Source organism: Paenibacillus sp. LS1 (genome assembly GCF_026013365.1).
In the GTDB taxonomy this organism is placed as follows: domain Bacteria; phylum Bacillota; class Bacilli; order Paenibacillales; family Paenibacillaceae; genus Paenibacillus.
In genome coordinates, this window is the sequence record NZ_JAPDOE010000019.1 from 1 (window position 1) to 19,332 (window position 19,332).

General features: G+C 48.7%; 14 protein-coding genes. 13 read left to right on the plus strand and 1 reads right to left on the minus strand.

Annotated elements, in window-relative coordinates; genetic code table 11:
- Positions 1–735 precede the first annotated feature (735 nt).
- From OM416_RS30050 to OM416_RS30105, 12 genes are all read left to right on the plus strand, one after another.
- Positions 736–2,148, plus strand: a complete 1,413-nt coding sequence (locus tag OM416_RS30050) for an alpha-L-fucosidase (RefSeq protein WP_264935606.1) — start codon at positions 736–738, stop codon at positions 2,146–2,148.
- A 324-nt stretch (positions 2,149–2,472) separates the two neighbouring features.
- Complete coding sequence (locus OM416_RS30055) at positions 2,473–3,450, plus strand: ABC transporter permease (protein WP_413775846.1); 978 nt, start codon at positions 2,473–2,475, stop codon at positions 3,448–3,450.
- A 15-nt stretch (positions 3,451–3,465) separates the two neighbouring features.
- Positions 3,466–4,374, plus strand: a complete 909-nt coding sequence (locus OM416_RS30060; protein ID WP_264935607.1) for a carbohydrate ABC transporter permease — start codon at positions 3,466–3,468, stop codon at positions 4,372–4,374.
- A gap of 128 nt (positions 4,375–4,502) precedes the next feature.
- Positions 4,503–6,140: an extracellular solute-binding protein gene (locus OM416_RS30065; RefSeq protein ID WP_264935608.1), complete on the plus strand. Its 1,638-nt coding sequence runs from the start codon at positions 4,503–4,505 to the stop codon at positions 6,138–6,140.
- 175 nt (positions 6,141–6,315) lie between these two features.
- Complete coding sequence (locus tag OM416_RS30070; RefSeq protein WP_264935609.1) at positions 6,316–8,535, plus strand: helix-turn-helix domain-containing protein; 2,220 nt, start codon at positions 6,316–6,318, stop codon at positions 8,533–8,535.
- A 50-nt stretch (positions 8,536–8,585) separates the two neighbouring features.
- On the plus strand, positions 8,586–10,898 hold the full coding sequence (locus OM416_RS30075) for a glycoside hydrolase family 3 N-terminal domain-containing protein (protein ID WP_264935610.1): 2,313 nt from the start codon (positions 8,586–8,588) through the stop codon (positions 10,896–10,898).
- Entirely contained in the window at positions 10,895–14,026 is a 3,132-nt protein-coding gene (locus OM416_RS30080) for an alpha-mannosidase (protein ID WP_264935611.1), read from the plus strand. The genes OM416_RS30075 and OM416_RS30080 overlap by 4 nt, the downstream gene beginning before the upstream one ends.
- Positions 14,027–14,043: 17 nt before the next feature.
- Positions 14,044–14,919: a sugar phosphate isomerase/epimerase family protein gene (locus OM416_RS30085; RefSeq protein WP_264935612.1), complete on the plus strand. Its 876-nt coding sequence runs from the start codon at positions 14,044–14,046 to the stop codon at positions 14,917–14,919.
- A 12-nt stretch (positions 14,920–14,931) separates the two neighbouring features.
- Positions 14,932–15,804: a sugar phosphate isomerase/epimerase family protein gene (locus OM416_RS30090; RefSeq protein WP_264935613.1), complete on the plus strand. Its 873-nt coding sequence runs from the start codon at positions 14,932–14,934 to the stop codon at positions 15,802–15,804.
- 187 nt (positions 15,805–15,991) lie between these two features.
- A complete protein-coding gene (locus OM416_RS30095) occupies positions 15,992–16,219 on the plus strand; it encodes a hypothetical protein (RefSeq protein WP_062837704.1) in 228 nt (75 codons plus the stop codon).
- Positions 16,220–16,298: 79 nt separating this feature from the next.
- Positions 16,299–16,859: a hypothetical protein gene (locus tag OM416_RS30100; RefSeq protein WP_264935614.1), complete on the plus strand. Its 561-nt coding sequence runs from the start codon at positions 16,299–16,301 to the stop codon at positions 16,857–16,859.
- A 166-nt stretch (positions 16,860–17,025) separates the two neighbouring features.
- Positions 17,026–17,454 carry a VOC family protein gene (locus tag OM416_RS30105; protein ID WP_264935615.1) on the plus strand — a complete coding sequence of 143 codons (429 nt, stop codon included), beginning with the start codon at positions 17,026–17,028 and terminating at the stop codon, positions 17,452–17,454.
- A 119-nt stretch (positions 17,455–17,573) separates the two neighbouring features.
- Here the strand turns inward: OM416_RS30105 and OM416_RS30110 are convergent, their stop codons facing one another.
- Complete coding sequence (locus OM416_RS30110; protein WP_264935616.1) at positions 17,574–18,431, minus strand: hypothetical protein; 858 nt, start codon at positions 18,429–18,431, stop codon at positions 17,574–17,576.
- Between the two features lie 222 nt (positions 18,432–18,653).
- On the opposite strand from OM416_RS30110, the gene ytxJ reads away from it, so the two are divergent.
- Positions 18,654–19,193: a bacillithiol system redox-active protein YtxJ gene (ytxJ, locus tag OM416_RS30115; protein WP_264935617.1), complete on the plus strand. Its 540-nt coding sequence runs from the start codon at positions 18,654–18,656 to the stop codon at positions 19,191–19,193.
- The last annotated feature ends 139 nt before the right edge of the window (positions 19,194–19,332 follow it).

Sequence of the window (19,332 nt, forward strand, 5' to 3'; positions counted from 1 at the left end):
TTCGTTTTGCGATGAAATTTACGGACAAAACCGCAGCGTAGTGTCTACTTTTTTGACATAGGTCCATGATGTTTCTTACAATTTAAAAAGAGGACCAAATGGCTAAATAAGACGCCCTGAGTTCCTTAGAAAATCATCTACCCATTTGCCGAAATCATCCAAATTAGATTTCAAGATGTTATAAACGCGCTGAAATCCATCATCATATATCTTCCCTGAACTGAAGTTGAAGACACATCCTATAGAGACTTACCGTTTACGCTATAACAGAAAGTGTAGAACCAATCCAATACAACAAAGTGCACTCTCTGCCCTTGAATTCCCTATAGGAAAGAGGAGGAAATAAGGGGGCCATAGTGATTGAAGATGGCACCGCAATCGAAATAACAAAGTTACTAAGCCCCTTAATAGTTAAGCGAACCGTTACGCTAAAACGGAGAACGCAAACCAATATGAAGTAACAAGCTAAAAGCTGAGGAAGATCCTACTACACTAAAAATTACAGGATTTAGGATGTCCTTCTTAGTTGAATTAAACGTTTACACGATAACGGAGAGGGCAGAAGAAATCTGAAGAAGCGAAGCGCTAGCCTTTATCCCCGGATTTCCCCTCTAGGGAAATAATCAAAAAATCCGGGGGTAACAGCGATCGGAAGATTATTCTGTCCGCGCAGTGGCCGAGTGTAAACCTATGTGTTCAGCGTTTGACATTGAAATCTAGAGGAGATGAAACAGGATGAGCGAAACCAAAGAAACCGTACTGGAGCAGGAAGAGCAGATCGTCGAAGCCGGCGTGCACAATTTTAGCAAAGAGGATGAATGGATCAAACCGGAAGATCCGCTGCTGAATGAGCGGTTGGAGTGGTTCAAGGATCAGAAGCTGGGGCTGATGATGCACTGGGGTCCTTATTCCCAGCTTGGTCTCGTGGAATCCTGGGCACTGAGCGACGAGGATGGCGATTGGTCGCGCGATGACATCGACTGGACGGACGACATGGAAGACTTCAAGCGGGAGTATTTCGATCTAAACAAAACCTTCAATCCGATTCGCTTCCAGCCTGAGGAGTGGGCTCAGATGGCGGCAGATAACGGGTTCAAATATTTCCTGTTCACCACCAAGCACCATGACGGTTTCTGCATGTGGGATACCAAGACGACGGATTACCGGATTACGGGCAAGGACACGCCTTTTCATACCCATAAGTATGCGGACATCTGTCGAGCCCTATTTGACGCTTTCCGGGCCAAAGGACTCGGCATCTCAGCGTATTTCTCCAAAGCGGACTGGCATACCCCGTATTACTGGGCACCGGGCATGGAGCGTGGACGGCATATGTGGCGCGGCCCTTCGTATGATCCCCATAAGTATCCATGGCTGTGGGAGAAATTCGTAGATTTCACACATGAGCAGATCATGGAGTTGCTGACGAATTACGGGCGGATCGAATGTCTGTGGCTGGATGCCGGCTGGGTGCGCGAAGGTCGCCATGGTCAGGATATCAGGCTCGGAGAAGTTGTGGATCGGGCGCGTCAGACCACACAACCTTGGCTTCTTTCCGCAGATCGCACCGTGGGTGGGCCGTATGAGAATATCGTTACCCCCGAGCAGACCATACCGGAACATCCGATGAACATTCCATGGGAAAGCTGTATTACTGTGGGGAACTCCTTTGCTTTCGGATTTGATGATCAGTATAAAACGGGAAGACAGCTGGCACATATTCTACTTGAAGTTGTGTCCAAGGGCGGTAACCTGGCGCTGAATGTAGGTCCACAACCCGATGGGCGTCTGCCAAAAGGGGCAATTCGAGGCATCAAGGGCCTCGGTGAATGGTTGGGTACTCATGGAGAAGGGGTCTATGGAACCCGGATCTGTGGGCCATATTTTACGAAAGATTGGGCTTTCACTCAGAAAGAAGAGATCAACACCGTATATGCCTTCCGAATATACCGAAACGAGAATGAGATCGTACAACCACAGTTAATCATTCCTTATCTGGAAAAGGTAGAGCGGATCGAACTCATTGGTAGCGATGACGTACTTTCGTATCAGCATACAGAAGACGGACTTCTCGTGGAACTGCCACAATCCGCCGCAACCAGTGAAGCACCCATCACACATACGTTCAGAATGGTCACAAGCGCATAGAACCACATAGAACGTCATGTCAATTCCGGGGGAGATATCGCAGCCTCCGGGATTTTTTTATTCATACATAAGGAACACGATTCCCAATAGAAACAGCTCGCAATCGCTTGTCACACAAGGGTTTATGGAATAAAGAGAAGTCGGAGAAAATTGCAAATTGATGAAAGTTTATGGTTCGAGGTACTATCAAATCAAGAAAGCGTTACCTGATATGAATGTTCACATAATATTTGCTTACCAAGGGAAAGAGAACAGAAAAAAGGATGTTTAAGGGATGTAAATGTAATGTATTATTACACTTGAGGTGTAGAAGGAGTGACGCAAATGAGTCGAGCTACGGAAAGCATACCCGCCAAGATGGAACTCCAACAGAGGAAACATGTGGAGCCCAAGCGGCAGCATCCATTCATCAGAAGCCTCAAGAAGCACTGGGAGCTCTACCTGCTCGTGCTGCCCCCGGTGTTGTATCTGTTGATCTTCAAGTACATTCCTATGGTAGGTGTCCAGATCGCCTTCAAGGATTTCAGCGTGGTCAAAGGAATCTGGGGAAGCCCTTGGGTTGGATTCAAACATTTTGAAGCCTTCTTCCAATCTCCAAACTTCTGGCTACTGATTAAGAACACGATAGGCATTAGCTTCTATTCCTTAATCGCCGGTTTCCCTATTCCGATCCTTCTGGCGCTGGCGCTGAACGAGATTCGAACGGGTTATTTTAAGAAGACCGTGCAGATGGTCACCTACGCTCCGCATTTTATCTCCACCGTTGTTATGGTATCCATTATCATTCTGATGCTCTCCCCGCATGTGGGCGTGGTAGACAAGCTGTTCACACTGCTCGGATTTCCGATGACGAACTTCATGGGCATTCCGGAATACTTCAAATCGATCTATGTCTGGTCAGGTGTGTGGCAGGGCATGGGATATTCATCAATTATATATATCGCAGCGCTTGCTGGTGTTGATCCATCTCTCTATGAAGCAGCGAAGATGGATGGCGCATCAAGGCTTCGGAAAATATGGCACATCGACCTCCCATCGCTCGTTCCAGTCACCGTCATCATGCTAATTCTGAGTCTGGGCAGCATTATGGGCGTGGGCTTCGAGAAAATATACCTGATGCAGAATCCGCTCAACACAAGCGCTTCAGAGGTCATCTCCACGTATGTGTACAAGGTGGGTCTGATCGGGGCGAATTTCAGCTTCTCCTCGGCAGTAGGGTTCTTCAACTCCATTATCAACCTGATCCTGCTGGTTATCGTCAACGGCATATCACGCAAAGTATCCCAGAACAGCTTGTGGTAAAGGAGGAGCTTATCCATGTTCAACCTGATTAATCGTAACCGGATCAAGGACCCGCTCGGTGACCGTATTTTCATGACATTCAACTACATCTTTCTGTTCGCCATACTGCTAACGGTGTTTTACCCTCTCTTGTATATCATCAGTTCTTCGTTCAGCTCTTCACGAGCCGTGACATCCGGTCAGGTGTGGCTGTTCCCGGTAGATTTTAACATCAAGGCGTACATCTCCATTTTCAAAAGCCAACAGCTTATGCTCGGTTTCTATAACACGATCATCTATACCGTGGTGGGCACGTTCATTAACGTGGTGCTGACCGTGATGCTGGCGTATCCCTTGTCACGCAAGTCGTTCTACGGACGAGGAGCTATCATCATTTTCATGATGATCACAATGTTCTTTGATGGCGGTCTGATTCCCACCTACCTGCTGATGAAGGACTTGCACCTGCTCGATACACGATGGGCGATGTGGCTGCCCGGGGCGCTCGCGGTGTTCCAGGTCATCGTGGCGAGAACGTTCTTCCAATCTTCCATCCCGGAAGAGCTTGGTGAGGCCGCGGAAATGGACGGTTGTCGGGATATCCGGTATCTGATCAGCGTAGTTCTTCCCTTATCGAAGCCCATTCTGGCCGTCATGACACTCATGTATGCCGTAGGCCACTGGAATGCGTACTTTGATGCACTGATCTACCTGCGTTCCGAGAAGTTATTCCCGTTACAATACGTGCTTCGCAATCTGCTCATCCTGAACGCGGCTGATCCGGCGATGCTCGCCAATACCAGCCAACAGATGCGGGATCAAGGGTTCGAGCAGGTGTTGAAATATGCACTGATCGTTGTGGCGAGTATTCCAATTCTGATCATGTATCCATTTGTACAGAAGTATTTTGTTAAAGGTGTCATGGTTGGTTCCCTGAAAGGTTAATCCTTGTGAGTTAAGCCCGGTTGCCTCTTGAAAGGAGGTGGAAGGAACACGCCAGCTTCCGGGGTCGATTTTATACACGTGCAGTACTACCAATGGTTTGCCGTTATGAACAAAAAGGAGGAGTCAGATTGAGAAAATCTTGGATTTCGATGTTGTTTCTGGTCTTTGCTTCGATGGCTTTGTTGTCCGCATGCAGTTCATCCGAGGAATCGGGTGGGAGTAGCGACGGTAGCGGGGAGAGCGGTGGTCCTGTAACCATGACTTTCTTTGCTCCGCAAGGCAAAGCGTCTATGGAAGAGAATGAATTCACCCAATTTATCGAAGACAAGTTCGACGTTACCCTGAAATGGGATCTGGCCCCAACGGACGCCTTGCAGGATCGCAGACAATTACTGCTGGCCAGTGGTGATTATCCCGAAGTGTTTCTTCACGGCAAGTTCACCACCTCAGACCTTCAAACCTATGGAAAACAGGGCGTGTTCCTTCCGCTACAGGATCTGATTCAGGAGTATGGTCCGAATCTGACCAAGATTATGGAAGAGAAGCCATACTTCAAAGAAGCCATCACGGCACCGGATGGTAACATCTATGCGCTGCCGATCTTCAATGAATGTTATCACTGTACGTATGCACAGAAATACTGGATCAACACGGAGTGGCTCGATAATTTGGGTCTGAAAATGCCAACCACAACAGATGAATTGTATACCGTTCTGAAGGCGTTTAAGACACAAGATCCGAACGGTAACGGGAAAGCGGACGAGATTCCACTCACGGGTGCACCGAACAAGTATGTATGGAATGGCAACATTGATGCCTACCTGATGAATAGCTTTATCTATAATGATAACGACAAGTACCTGATCGTGAACGATGGCAAGGTGAGTTTTGCCGCCAATCAGGAAGGGTGGAAGAAAGGGCTGGAATACATGAACAAGCTGTATGCGGATGGCTTGATTGATCCAGCTTCCTTCACACAGAATGATCAGGCGATCGGACAGCTGGGTAACAAAGAGGGCGATGAAGTGGTCGGCTCCATTACAACAGCGCTGGTCAGTTATCTCGTGAATACCTATGACAAAGACATCACCCGTCACCAGCACTGGGAGATCGTTCCTCCATTGAAAGGGCCGGATGGGGTGCAGACGACAGGCGCCACGCAGAGCGTAGGTGAGTTTGAGTTTGCCATCACCAACAAAGCGACAGAAGCACAGCAGATTGCCGCCATCAAAATTGTGGACTACATGTTCAGTGAAGAAGGTGCGCTGTACGCGGAGTATGGTCCAACTGAAGGTAAGGGATGGAAGAAGGCAGATGCCGATGAGAAAAACATCAATGGCGAGCCGGCCAAATACAGCTACTACAACCTGCCTGAGCGTGATCCAAACGTTGTTGTGAACGAGAGCTGGTCACAGATCGGAGCACATGACTTGTCCAACACGTTCCGTAATCTGTTTGCCGAAGGACAGAATCCATTAGAAGCAGAGGGCTACGGTACACGTTTGGCTCAAGCAACCAATGTGTATGAACCTTATGCACCAAAAGAAGTATATCCTGCGAACGTATTTATCCGTCCAGAGGATACGGAATCAGCTGCACAACTGACTACGGCCATTAAGGATTATGTGCAGACGAATATGGCACAGTTCATTATTGGTAGCAAGAGCATTGATAAGGAATGGGATTCGTATGTCAAAGGCTTCGACGGTCTTGGGCTGAGTAATTACCTTGAGATCTACCAGCGTGCCATTGAGAAGAATCAATAATTGAAGGATTCAATATAGAGGCTGTCCCGTCTGTCACCCGTGACCGGGACGGTCTTCTCCTATGACAACCCCACGTCATCCGATATAATGTACTGTATATTTATGGAAAATTAGCGATCAGCACAACTATTTGTCGTCATTCAGCATGAACAGTAACGGTGGGGGGATCTCGGAGATGAACAACAATTGGTTTAGGCGTCTGCTGTTATCGTATCTGCCTGTTTTCTTTATTGTGACGACCATTCTATTCTTTATTTTCTTTCAGGTGTTCAATGAACAGAATCGTAGAGAAGCGCTGAAGGCCAATGAATTCCTTGCCTCACAGGTCACGCAATATCTAGACAACTCCCTGCGTTCCATCGACTTCAAGGTACTGCGTGAGATTTTGACCAACCCTAACTTGAAGAATTATTTCTCGGTATCTGGCAGCGAAGATGTGTATGCCGGCATTCAGGCGGTCCAGGTGGTTGATGAATTGAAAATAGAGTATCCGCTGATCGATTCGATATATCTCGTTCGATATGGAGATGGCACGGTCTTCAGTAACGGGAAGGCTGTTCCGATTGAAGAGTTCCCGGATGCAGACTTCATTGCAGATAGCCGGTCAAGGGATGAACAGAAATGGGTAGGAGCACGAGCGTTCCGGGCTTTTCCTTCGCAAGCGACGGAGCAGGTGATTACGATTGTGCGAAGTGTAGGGAACGGTAAAGGACTTGTGGTCACGAACGTAGATCTTAGTACCTTGAGAAAATCCATCATGCAGATGTATGATCCGGAATTTACGTTCGTGAACATCTTCAACCGATCAGGCGGCAATCTGTGGGATAGCAGCATGCCCGAAGGGGTTACAGCTTCCAATAAAACCACTTCGGGAGAGGTCTTCTCCGAATTTACATCGAGCTATAGCGGTTGGAAGGTGCAGACGGGTCTTAATAATGGGAAAATCGTCAAATTGGCTCTGCAATTTTATAATATCTGGTTTGCCTTTGCGGTAGTGGTTGTGTTGATTGGCGTGGTGTGGGTGATCTACGTAACCCGCAGAAATTACAAGCCGATTCAGCAGATTGTCACGTTAATTCAAACCGTCTCTTCGCAGAAGCAATCGGGGCTGAACTATGGCAAAGAGAATGAGTTCCGATTCATCCATACGACGCTGGAACGCATGATTGATCAGACGAAGCAATATCAGGAGGAGCATGAAGAGAATCTGATTTTGCAGAAAAAAATGTTCTTTCAGGAACTCTTGGAAGGAACACGAGATTATACGGGCAGCGAGCTGACAGCCGAGATGAAGAAGTTCAAACTGCCTGGGCTGGAACATCGTTGGGCCGTCATGGTAGTCGAGATGGATCGGTATGATGCATTTGTGACGGAGTATCATGATCAGGACCAATCCCTCCTGAAATTCGTGTTATCCAGTATTCTGCAGGAGAGTGCACGTCATGAAGGAACGGATGTATGGGCTGAATGGATCTCTGATCAGCGCCTGTACGCCATCCTCTGGATGCCGGAAATGGAACAGGCCGAGGAGACCGAGCATCGATTGCTCGCTGGTTATCTGGACAGAATCGATCAGTATCTGAACTTCACTGTGACCATTGGTGTTGGTCGGGTCGCTGTCGATATTCGGGGACTGAGAGCTTCATTGAAAGAAGCTGTGCACGCGCTGGAGTATAAGGCCGTACTAGGGATGAATCGCATCATTCCGTGTAGTGATGTGCCGAATTCGACCAATGATGTATATGAGTTCCTGAAGACCATCTCACTGCTGGTACAGGCGATGCGTTTATCGGACGATGTTTGGGAAAAGCATTTTGAAAGACTGTTTGATCAAATCAGTGAGTCCGTTCTGTCCCGTCAGGAGATTATGAATACGATCCAATTGTTATTTCAACATTACAATCGGGAATTTGCCGAACTTCCACGGGAGTATCAGGAGTCGTGGGCTGCTATATTCACCCCACTTCTGCCAAGGCTTGAGGGCTGGGAGACGTTAGACGATCTGCGTGAACTGTGCTGGGAAGGGTTCAGGGAACTGGCACTTCAGATGCAGACGCTGCATTGTTCCCGAAAACACAGATCACATATTTTGGAGATTCGCAAATACATCGAAGAGCATTACAACAATCCCGATCTGTCACTGAACTACCTTAGTGATCTATTCGATATTAATCCGAAGTATCTGAGCAAGCTTTTCAAGGATGAGATTGGGGAGAAGTTTGTGGATCTGCTCATTAGTCATCGTATCGAAAAAGCCAAGCTGCTCATGCAGGAGACGGATAAGGCTATTCAGGAGATCAGTGAGGAAGTGGGATACACGAACTATAATTCCTTCAACCGAGCTTTCAAGAACGTGGTGGGTGTGGCACCAAGTGACTACCGCAAAGCCATGTGATGTAAGTGCACGCGCCTAACTAATTCCGAACGCATAAGGAGAATGTGCATATGGACTATAAAGATGCTTCGCTTCCCATTCACGAACGGGTTCAGGATCTGATCGGACGAATGACAACGGCAGAGAAGATCGGACAACTCATTCAGCCGATGGGCTGGAAGACGTATGACAAATTAGCTGATGGTACAGTAAAGGTGACAGAAGAGTTCAAAGCGGACATGGAACAGGGCGGTGTCGGTTCTCTGTACGGTGTGCTTCGAGCCGATCCATGGACCGAAGTGACACTGGAAACGGGGCTGACCCCACGGCAGGGAGCTGTTGCCACGAATGTCATTCAGCAGTATGCCATGGAGAATTCCCGGCTGGGCATTCCCATTTTGTTCGGAGAAGAGTGTTCCCACGGGCATATGGCGATTGGGGCGACAGTATTTCCGGTACCGTTAACGGTGGGCAGCACATGGAATATGGAGTTATACCGCAAAATGTGTGAAGCCATCGCTGTAGAGACCCGGAGTCAGGGGGGAGCGGCAACGTATTCCCCGGTGCTTGATGTCGTACGTGACCCGAGATGGGGACGGACAGAGGAATGTTTTGCCGAAGATCCATATTTAATCGGTGAATTTGCAGTAGAAGCGATGAAGGGAATCCAGGGTGATCGCCTAGATTCCAACCGGACGATTGTCGCGACACTCAAGCATTTTGCGGCTTATGGCAGCTCGGAGGGTGGGCGGAATGCAGCACCTGTGCACATGGGATTACGTGAATTGCATGAAATAGATCTGTTGCCGTTCAAAAAGGCAGTGGAAGCCGGGGCTTGCTCCGTCATGACCGCTTATAACGAGATTGATGGTGTGCCTTGTACGTCCAGTACGTATCTGTTGAATGACCTTCTGCGCGAGCAGTGGGGATTTGATGGATTCGTCATTACTGATTTTGGCGCCATTCAGATGCTGGTCCATGGACATAACACCGCTGAGGACGGGGAGCAGGCCGTAGCACAGTCCCTTCGGGCAGGGGTAGACATGGAGATGTCCGGGTACATGTATCGCAAACATCTCGGTCAGGCGCTGGAGCAGGGATTGATCGAAGAGAAAGATCTGGACTTGGCTGTGTGGCGGGTGCTGGAGATGAAATTCAGACTCGGGTTATTCGAAGAGCCTTTCGTAGATCCTGACTTTGCCGAACAAGTCATCGGATCCGAGGATCATATTCAGCTGGCGAGGGAAGTTGCACAAGAGGGGATTGTTTTACTGAAAAATGAGGGAAATACTCTTCCGCTTGCCAAAACAGGTACAAAGCTGGCTGTCATTGGTCCAAACGCGAACCATATCTATAACCAGCTTGGGGACTATACCTCGCCACAGCCGAGAGAACAGATCGTCACCGTACTGGATGGCATTACGCGCAAGCTTGGCGCGGATTCGGGTCAGGTGCTGTACGCACCTGGTTGTCGGATAAAAGGTGATTCCAGAGAGGGCTTTGCACAAGCGCTCGCCTGTGCGGAACAGGCTGATGTCATCGTGATGGTGATGGGCGGGTCCAGCGCCCGCGATTTTGGTGAAGGTACCATAGACTTGCGGACAGGTGCTTCAGTGGTGACCGATGATCCATGGAACGACATGGAGTGTGGCGAGGGCATTGACCGGGCTTCCCTGAATCTCATGGGTGTTCAATTGGAGCTGGTGCAGGAAGTACATAAGCTGGGAAAACCCGTTATCGTAGTGTATATTAACGGCCGCCCCATTGCTGAACCTTGGATTGATGAGCATGTCCATGCCATTTTGGAAGCGTGGTACCCCGGACAGGAAGGGGGTAACGCGATTGCGGATATTCTGTTTGGCGATGTGAATCCATCGGGCCGCCTTACCGTCTCCATTCCCAAGCATGTTGGGCAACTTCCGGTCTACTATTATGCCAAACGCACTCGTGGCAGACGGTATTTGGAGATGGATTTGGCGCCGCAGTATCCGTTCGGATATGGACTGAGCTATACCAAATTCAAATACGAGAATGTAAGAGTAATACCAGACGTAATTGGGCCGGATGATGAAGCACAGGTGATGGTTGAAGTCACCAATACTGGAGCGGTATCGGGAAGCGAGGTTGTGCAGTTATACATCACGGATGTGTCGGCTTCGGTTACGCGGGCTGAAATGTCACTGAAAGGTTTTCGTAAAATCCATCTGGAACCAGGACAGACCCAGACCGTTACATTCCCTGTGCAAAAAGAACATCTCGCACTGATCGACTCCCGTCTCCAGTCTGTCGTAGAACCGGGTGAATTCAGGCTCATGGTTGGCCGCAATTCTATGGATTGGACCGCCTGCAGTCTGCACATCCAGAAGGTGGGGGTGGAGGTATGATTCGAATTCAGCGATTCATCGAAGATCTGAAGAAGCGGCAATGGCTGGATACGATCGAGCTTCCAGCGTGGGAGATGCAGAGGGCCAGATACATTCGGCCAGGGGAATACGATTATGAGCAGGGATATGAAAATGAAGATGAGCAGGCAGACAAGGCCATGCAAAGCTTGAATCCGCTGAACAGCGTACACGGCACGACGTATTTTCTGAGTAATCGTGTGGAGATTCCGGCGGAATGGCAAGATCAAGCTGTTGGGCTAATCTTCGAGGCTGGAGGAGAAGGGCTGCTGAAGGTGAATGGCTTACCTTATCATGGACTGGACCGGAACCATGGGTTCGTACCCCTGCCGAGAAGTCGGGTAGGTGATACGCCGCAGTTGGAGATTGAACTTTACGATCCGATTCCCGAGCCGCATGATCCACTCAACCGACAAGCTGTTATTCAGCCGCCTATTCAGGGCATTCGGGCAGCATTGGTTCATGTTAATCAGCCACTGCAGAGCCTAATGTACAGCGTTACGGTACTCGCCGAGTCGCTCCGGGCATATAACGAGAAGGAACCTAAGCGGATGGCACTTGTTCAAGCCATTCATCAGGTGATGGATGACATGTACAATGACCCGAACCGCTGGAGTGATGCAGTATGGATACAGAACTTCGAACATGCACTGGCACAGTCGGTACAACAGGAAGACCCGGAGGAGTATCGAAGTGGCTTCATGCATCTGGTTGGACAATCCCACATTGATATTGCCTGGCTATGGCCTGTACGTGAGACGGTTCGCAAGTCCAGTCGCACGTTTTCGACCATGTGCACCTTGATGGACACGTACCCGGATTTCGTGTATTCCCAGAGCCAGCCACAGTTATATGCCTTCGTGAAGGACCATTACCCGGAGTTGTATGAGCGAGTTAAAGCCCGTATTGCTGAAGGACGCTGGGAATTGGTCGGAGGCATGTGGGTCGAGCCGGATCTGAATATTCCGAGTGGCGAGTCGTTAGTTCGGCAGATTCTGTATGGACAGAACTTCTATCAGGAGGAGTTTGGCAAACGCTCCAACATCGAGTGGCTGCCGGATACCTTTGGCTACTGTGCTTCCTTACCGCAGATGCTGAAGCTCGCGAATATTCCTTATTTTATGACCACGAAGCTGAATTGGAATGACACCAATGCGTTTCCGTATGACCTCTTCGAATGGGTAGGCATTGATGGTACTTCGGTGCTTGCGTATCTGAACCATGGGGTGAATGAACATACACGTCCCAAAGATGTGGATGAACACTGGCAATCATACAAACAGAAGGATGTGCACCCTGAGCAAATGTTGCTTTACGGACATGGCGATGGTGGTGGTGGCGTAACCAATGAGATGGTAGAGTTTGCGGAGCGATCCCACTTGATGGTGGGGCAGCCAATCAGCAAATTCAGCACGGCAGGGGCTTTTTTTGAAGACATATCGTTAAATCATCCGACGTTGCCGAAATGGCACGGGGACCTGTACCTGGAGCTACATCGCGGAACCTATACGACTCATGCAAGGAACAAACGCAGCAACCGAAAGGCAGAGGTACTGTATCGGGAAGCGGAGATCTGGGGGCAATTTGCCGGAGCTTGCGCCGCACACACGAAGAATGATCTGGATGAAGGTTGGAAGTTGATCATGCTCAACCAATTCCATGACATTATTCCGGGAACGTCGATTCCAGAAGTTTACGTAACGTCCACCGAGGAATACACGAAGGTATTTGCACTGGGTACATCTGCACTACGGGAAACGCTGGATACCCTTACGGAGAACATTGCAACAGATGAAGTCGATGGTCTTCCCTACATTATATTCAACAGCCTTGGCTGGAAACGTGGAGAAAATATCACCATTACAGGCGATGCCCACATCGCCGGGATGGCTGTATTCGATCGTCAAGGAAACCATCTGGCCTGTGATCTTGAACAAAAGGAAGACAAGTTTACGCTGCTCGTGCATGTTCCATCGATTCCTGCTTTTGGGTATACAACCATATGGCTGCGCGAGGCATCGGATGTTATCCTTCCATTAAGGGGAGAAGAATCTTTCCCTTCCACATGGGAAACCGAATTCTACACCCTTGAGTTCAATGACTTGGGAGAGATCACGAGGTGGTATGACAAAACGGTAGGACGCGATTGGCTGAAGCCCGGTGATCGGGCGAATGAGTGGCAGTTTTTCCACGACAAACCGACGTACTGGGATGCTTGGGATATCGATCCACGGTTTGAATCCCAGCGAGCTGGTGCGGTGCAGTTGATCTCCAGAGAGGTTGTACAGCGCGGGACTACGCGAGATGTACTGCGTTTTGTCTGGAAGCTGAATCAATCGGAGATCAGCCAGGATATCATTTTGCATCGTCACCAGCGGCGTGTTGATTTCCATACAAAAGTGAAGTGGAATGAAAGTCATAAGCTGCTCAAGGTGGCCTTTCCAGTGGATCTGGTGGCAGCCAAAGCAGCCTATGAAATTCCGTTTGGAGCGTTGGAGCGTCCAACTCATAACAACACCAGTTGGGAGCAGGCGCAGTTCGAGGTCTGCGGGCATCGTTGGGCGGATATCTCGGAGGGAAACAGCGGTGTGAGTTTGCTGAATGATTGCAAGTACGGGTATGACATCAAGGATCGGACGATCCGCCTGTCCCTGCTTCGTGCCCCGAAATGGCCTGATGAACATGCCGATCAGGGCGATCATGAATTCACGTATTCGATCCTGCCCCACCAGGGCGATTGGCGACAAGCCGCCGTCGTTCGCCGGGCGATGGAGCTTAATCATCCTGTGGAGGTTGTTGCAGCGAGTCAGTCTTCCGGTCACTTGCCAGCTGAACATGCTTGGGTTCAGTTCCACAGTGAGCATGTCATTCTGGATGCAATTAAGCCTGCGGAAGACGGCTCGGGAACGGTGCTGCGTTTCTACGAATCATCAGGAGGTCGGGAAACGGTGCAGGTTCAGTGGGCTGAGAAGGAAATCAAGGCATCCATCATTAATCTGTTAGAGGATGAGATCCATCCGTTGGTTTGTCCGAACGGAGCATTCGAACTGACATTCAAACCGTATGAGATTAAGTCGGTGAAACTTGTTCCAGTGAATCCAAATACGTAATCTTCAGGAGGTATGACATGAAATTAACGAATAAGATTGGTGTCATCGTGGATAGCTTTGGCGTAGGTGTACGGGAAGGGTTGAACAAGGCCAAAGACGTAGGTGCAGAAGGTGTGCAGATCTATGCCGTCAAGGGAGAGATGGCCCCTGAAAATTTGTCGCCTGCGGCGCGCAAGGAGCTAAAGAGTTACATTGATTCTCTAGGTCTCGAAATTTCAGCATTGGTTGGCGATTTGGGCGGACATGGGTTTCAGGTCAAGGAAGATAATCCGTGGAAAGTGGAGAAGTCGAAGCGAATCGTGGATCTGGCTCTCGATCTGGGCACCAACATCGTCACCACACATATCGGTATTGTTCCACACGACCCTTCATCGGAAGTTTATGCAACGCTGCATGCTGCTTGTGAGGAACTGGGCCAATACGCCAAAAGTGTTGGCGCATACTTTGCCATTGAGACAGGACCGGAAACGGCTGCTGATTTGAAAAGATTCCTGGATACACTGTCGACCAACGGAGTATCGGTGAATTTTGACCCGGCGAATATGGTGATGGTGACTGGAGATGATCCGGCGCAGGGCGTTCGTCTGCTTAAGGATTACATCGTACATACCCATGTGAAGGATGGTGTGCGGCTGAAGGAAGTTGACCCACGAGACGTATACGGAGCGGTCGGTTATGCCCCTATGGATCACGAAAAGATTGCCGAGATGGTCTCTTCCGGAACATTCTTCCGCGAGGTTCCTCTGGGCGAAGGTGGCGTTGATTTTGACGGATACTTTGCAGCGCTTCAGGAGATTGGTTACACCGGTTATCTGACGATTGAACGCGAGGTTGGTCATCAGCCGGAGGAGGATATTCGCAAGGCGGTTCGATTTATCCAACAATATCGATAGGGAGCTGATAAGATGAAAGTGGGCCTGAGCACGTATAGCTTGTTGAACGATTTGAATTCGGGTGAGATGACGGTGCTGGATGTAATCGACTGGATTGCGGCGAACGGCGGCGAGCATATGGAGATGGTGCCTTACGGTTATACCGTGGAGGATAATCACGACCTGGCGGATGCAATTCGGGAACGGGCAGCGTCTGTGGGTATTGAACTGTCCAACTACTCGATGCCAGCGAATTTCGTGCAGGAGACGGAAGAGGCGTTTGCAGAAGAGATGGCTCGGGTCAAAAGGCATGTGGATGTCGTATACCGGATGGGTGTAAAACATCTGCGTCATGACGTCACGGCGTTTACCCTGCCGAAGGAGAAGATGACCATCACCTGGTTCGAGCAAAATCTGCCGCTGATGGTGCGGGGAAGCCAGATCATTGCGGACTATGCTGCGCAGTTTGGTATCACTACAACCATTGAAAATCACGGCTTCAGCGTGCAGGCCAGTGACCGGGTGCAGCGTGTGCTGCATGCTGTGGATCGTCCGAACTTCAAAACAACACTCGATATTGGCAATTTCATGTGCGTGGATGAGAATCCGATCATCGGCGTCATGAAAAATCTGCCGTACGCTTCCCTGGTCCACTTCAAAGATTTCTACTTCCGTCCTTATGATGAGCATCCGGGTGAGGGTGAATGGTTCACGACAGCCTACGGTAACTTCCTGCGAGGGGCCATCGTTGGACAAGGGGACATTCCAATTCGTAAAATTGTAAAGCTAATCAAAGACTCCGGCTATGATGGCAACATTACGGTGGAGTTCGAAGGCATGGAGGAATGTAAATCCGCATCCAAAATTGCTATGGACAACCTGCGCCGCTTCTGGAAAGAGGCGTAAGAACACTATAGAGATGTAATCAAGAGCCACGTTCAAAAGTGGCTCTTTTTGTCATACTGCAGCAAGTGATTAAGCCTATCAGAATATGGTTCTGCGCAAGGATTAAGTTACGAGCATCACAAGTGTGGTATAATGAATATATTCAGCCTGATAATAACTGGCTATGGATAGGAGAGGTCGCTGATCTATGCAGGTATTCGAGGACTGGAATCAGAAAGTAAAGAAGACGTTTAATGCTACGAACCCCGAGGTAGTATTGACGGTATCGGAAGCTGGAAGTTTGCTCGGCTTGACCAAAGACCAGATGAAACTGTACGTGGACAAGAACAAACTAACGAAGGTCCCGATCATGAGAAGTGTTCACCGATACCTCTTATTGAAAAGTGAAATAGATAACATCGTTCAAGCTCGATAACTTCATAGGATTGAACACAACCATTTTACCGACAGGATTCGGGAGAGTGGTCTTTTTTTTATCGGAAAGGGGACAGAACGTGCTGAATAAAGTGTCAAATTGGTTCTATCAACGGGTCAATTGGAAATGGGTTGTAGCTGCGGTTGTTGTATTTTCCTGTTTCATTGCATTTATTCTGCCCTGGCAGGCGGCAAAGTCGGAGGAGGCCACAGGTGGCGGACAGTCCCCGGACTCCTCTTTTTTGTACACAGCGAATGATCTTTATCAGATGGCTGAGCAGTATGGTGAAGCAGGGCGGAGCGCCTATATTCAGGCACGATTCACATTTGACCTCATATGGCCCTTGGCCTATCTATTTCTATTAGTTGTTCTGTTATCCGTACTCTATCGCGTGCTTCCGGTAAAGAGTCGCTGGCGCTGGGTGAATCTGGTTCCGGTCTTAGGTTGGGCTATGGATATGCTTGAAAATATAGGTGCATCCCTGATTATGTATCGCTATCCTGAACGTACGCCTGTGCTTGCTGAACTCACTCCGATATTTACCTTGTTGAAATGGTGTCTGATCTATGCCAGTTTTGCAGCACTGGTTCCGGGTGTTCTGATCACGGTTCTCTACTATATGCGCAAGCGCAAGCAGTAGTGGAGAGAGGGATGGATTCAGAATATGTTGGTAACCCTAATCATGTAAAGGTCCACAGAGATAAGTGCCGAAATATACGCTTGTCAAAGGACAACCTGTTCATATATACTCATGTCGCAAGTGACGTGAATCGTATAATTACAAGAGCCAAGGAGATGAAGAACGCATGTCGATCAGCTTGAATGTGTATCTTATAACAGACGGTAATGGACGGGAAGCGGTAGATTTTTATCAAAAGGCATTTGGAGCGGAAGTGCTCGCACTTCAAACGTTTGGCGAAGGTCCATCCGACCCTAATCATCCGATCCCGCCTGAAGCGAAAGACCGTATAATGCATGCTTCTTTGCAGATTGGCAGCTCGGTATTGATGTTGTCCGACACATTTCCAGGCATGCCGTACACTGTAGGTAATCATGTTAGTATTACTGTGAACACGGATACTGTGGATGAAGCCAAAGCAATTTTCACCCAACTGGAAGATGGCGGCGTAGTGGAAATGGCGATACAAGAGACGTTCTGGAGTCCAGCCTACGGCACGGTTGTCGACAAATTCGGTGTACATTTTCAGGTTAATGCTACGCCGGGACAAGCTTAAGAGCGTACTCTTCGCTAATATAGCCTACAAATGGCAAAAACCTCCGCGATCTGCTTTGAGCAGTTGTGGAGGTTTTTTTGTGCTAATTTTTGTAGTGATTCGTGATTAATCTTCCTTGATTAGTCTTCCTTCTGAATCTTGGAAGGGTTGTTGATTTTATAGGGAACCGGGTTACGTGTCAGCTTCTTCTTGATGATTTTCGCTTCAAACGTGATAACGTCTCCCACTTCGAGTTCCTGTTTCTTAACCGTAGCACTGTGGCTGGACCAGGCTTCCCCAACATCGATGACATCTGGCTCCGTGATGGTAACTGCTTCATAGATGATGACTTCATCATCATTGTCAGAGAAGTGATTCGGTACGGTGGTGAACTCTTTGACAACGGCACTCATCTTCACTTTGCCTTCTGGCAGATCAATCTTGAGGGTCTTGGCTTTACTCGCTGTTTTGGCTTTAGGTTTGGCTTCACTGGATGCCCCGGTTTGAGGTCCAACATACTCTTCTACGAGCCCATCCGGATCACCCTTCAGCCCCGAGGAGAATTCATCTGTGTCCGTGTCGTCCGAATCATCCAGATCGGCAGGGACTTCATCCAGGTTAGCCAGGGTATCAGGAGCTGGCGTAACATCAGCAGGGGTACCTGGTGCGACTGTATCCGAAGTTGAGGGTTCTGTGCTTCGATCTGACCCGGCTGTGCCTATGCTTCTGGCACTGTAACTGGACGCTTGCATTTCCTTCAGATACGATGGGTGAATACAATGCTTTTGTCCATTATCCAGTTGAATAACAGCTGCCATGTGATCGACATATCCAATGATGGTGCAGGGCATGTTCAATCCGTTTCCTTTATAATAGAACGTTTTGAGTTTGGTCGCTTTACCGGAAAGCAGGCCCCACTCCTGACATTTCTCAATCAGCTCGTCTTCGTTATCCAGCGCAATAAAATCCTGCGGTTCAATCATAAACGCGTATGTCATATGGAATTTCCGCCCTTCCAATCCATTCTTCATGTTCATCGTTTCCAAATTACAACCAGTGTATCACAAATGAGCATTTTGCATAAATCGAAACGCCGAAATCTGTACCCGGAGACGAAGATTATCAAAGCCTGCTCACAGACGCCTATGCTATAATTTGATCAGAATATAAGGTGGGAAGATATAGCCCTGATATACATATTTCAGGAAGGGAAGATCTGTATGGAAAAAAAGGTGAATCATCAAGCCGTATGGCTTGCTATAGGTACTGCCATGGGAGTCAGTGTTGGTACGGCTACGCAGCAACTTGGACTGGGAATTGCTTTTGGCATGGCACTGGGCATTGTGATCGGCTCGGTGGTTAGCAAACGTGCAGGTTCAGACTCGGAAGATATGCTCAGCGAACATGTCCGTGAATTGCATAAACCAGATGACTGGGAAGAAGCGCTTCATCGCTCGCAGGATCATCCGGTGCTTATCCTGAAACACAGCACAACTTGTCCGACCAGTGCGAGAGCGTACAGAGAGTTTATGGCGTTTGTGGGCACCAATGCATCAGATCCCAAACAACCCATGGATTACCGCATCGTCAAAGTGATTGAAAATCGCTCGTTATCCCGTCACATTGCGGAAGAGACAGAGGTTCATCATGAGTCACCACAGGTGCTTCTGCTCGATCAGGGGCAAGTTGTCAATCATACCTCCCATGGCAAAATCACAAAAAAGAGATTATTGCAGTGGGCACAGAATCCGTTTGGATAAATAGTACACCTTCATAGACCCGTTCTTTTCAGCCCCTAGCTGAGGAGAGCGGGTCTTTTTTTACGCTTTTTTTACACCCATAGAAGCATTTCTTTACCCCTTTTTTACAGTGTTTCGTATTACGATTTTACATGTAGCA

What these genes read in the sequence shown, in the direction of transcription:
- OM416_RS30050 (WP_264935606.1), top strand. Translation starts at nt 736, where the DNA reads ATGAGCGAAACCAAAGAAACCGTACTGGAGCAGGAAGAGCAGATCGTC.
- OM416_RS30055 (WP_413775846.1), top strand. Translation starts at nt 2,473, where the DNA reads ATGAGTCGAGCTACGGAAAGCATACCCGCCAAGATGGAACTCCAACAG.
- OM416_RS30060 (WP_264935607.1), top strand. Translation starts at nt 3,466, where the DNA reads ATGTTCAACCTGATTAATCGTAACCGGATCAAGGACCCGCTCGGTGAC.
- OM416_RS30070 (WP_264935609.1), top strand. Translation starts at nt 6,316, where the DNA reads ATGAACAACAATTGGTTTAGGCGTCTGCTGTTATCGTATCTGCCTGTT.
- OM416_RS30075 (WP_264935610.1), top strand. Translation starts at nt 8,586, where the DNA reads ATGGACTATAAAGATGCTTCGCTTCCCATTCACGAACGGGTTCAGGAT.
- OM416_RS30080 (WP_264935611.1), top strand. Translation starts at nt 10,895, where the DNA reads ATGATTCGAATTCAGCGATTCATCGAAGATCTGAAGAAGCGGCAATGG.
- OM416_RS30085 (WP_264935612.1), top strand. Translation starts at nt 14,044, where the DNA reads ATGAAATTAACGAATAAGATTGGTGTCATCGTGGATAGCTTTGGCGTA.
- OM416_RS30090 (WP_264935613.1), top strand. Translation starts at nt 14,932, where the DNA reads ATGAAAGTGGGCCTGAGCACGTATAGCTTGTTGAACGATTTGAATTCG.
- OM416_RS30095 (WP_062837704.1), top strand. Translation starts at nt 15,992, where the DNA reads ATGCAGGTATTCGAGGACTGGAATCAGAAAGTAAAGAAGACGTTTAAT.
- OM416_RS30105 (WP_264935615.1), top strand. Translation starts at nt 17,026, where the DNA reads ATGTCGATCAGCTTGAATGTGTATCTTATAACAGACGGTAATGGACGG.
- OM416_RS30110 (WP_264935616.1), bottom strand. Translation starts at nt 18,431, where the DNA reads ATGACATACGCGTTTATGATTGAACCGCAGGATTTTATTGCGCTGGAT.
- ytxJ (WP_264935617.1), top strand. Translation starts at nt 18,654, where the DNA reads ATGGAAAAAAAGGTGAATCATCAAGCCGTATGGCTTGCTATAGGTACT.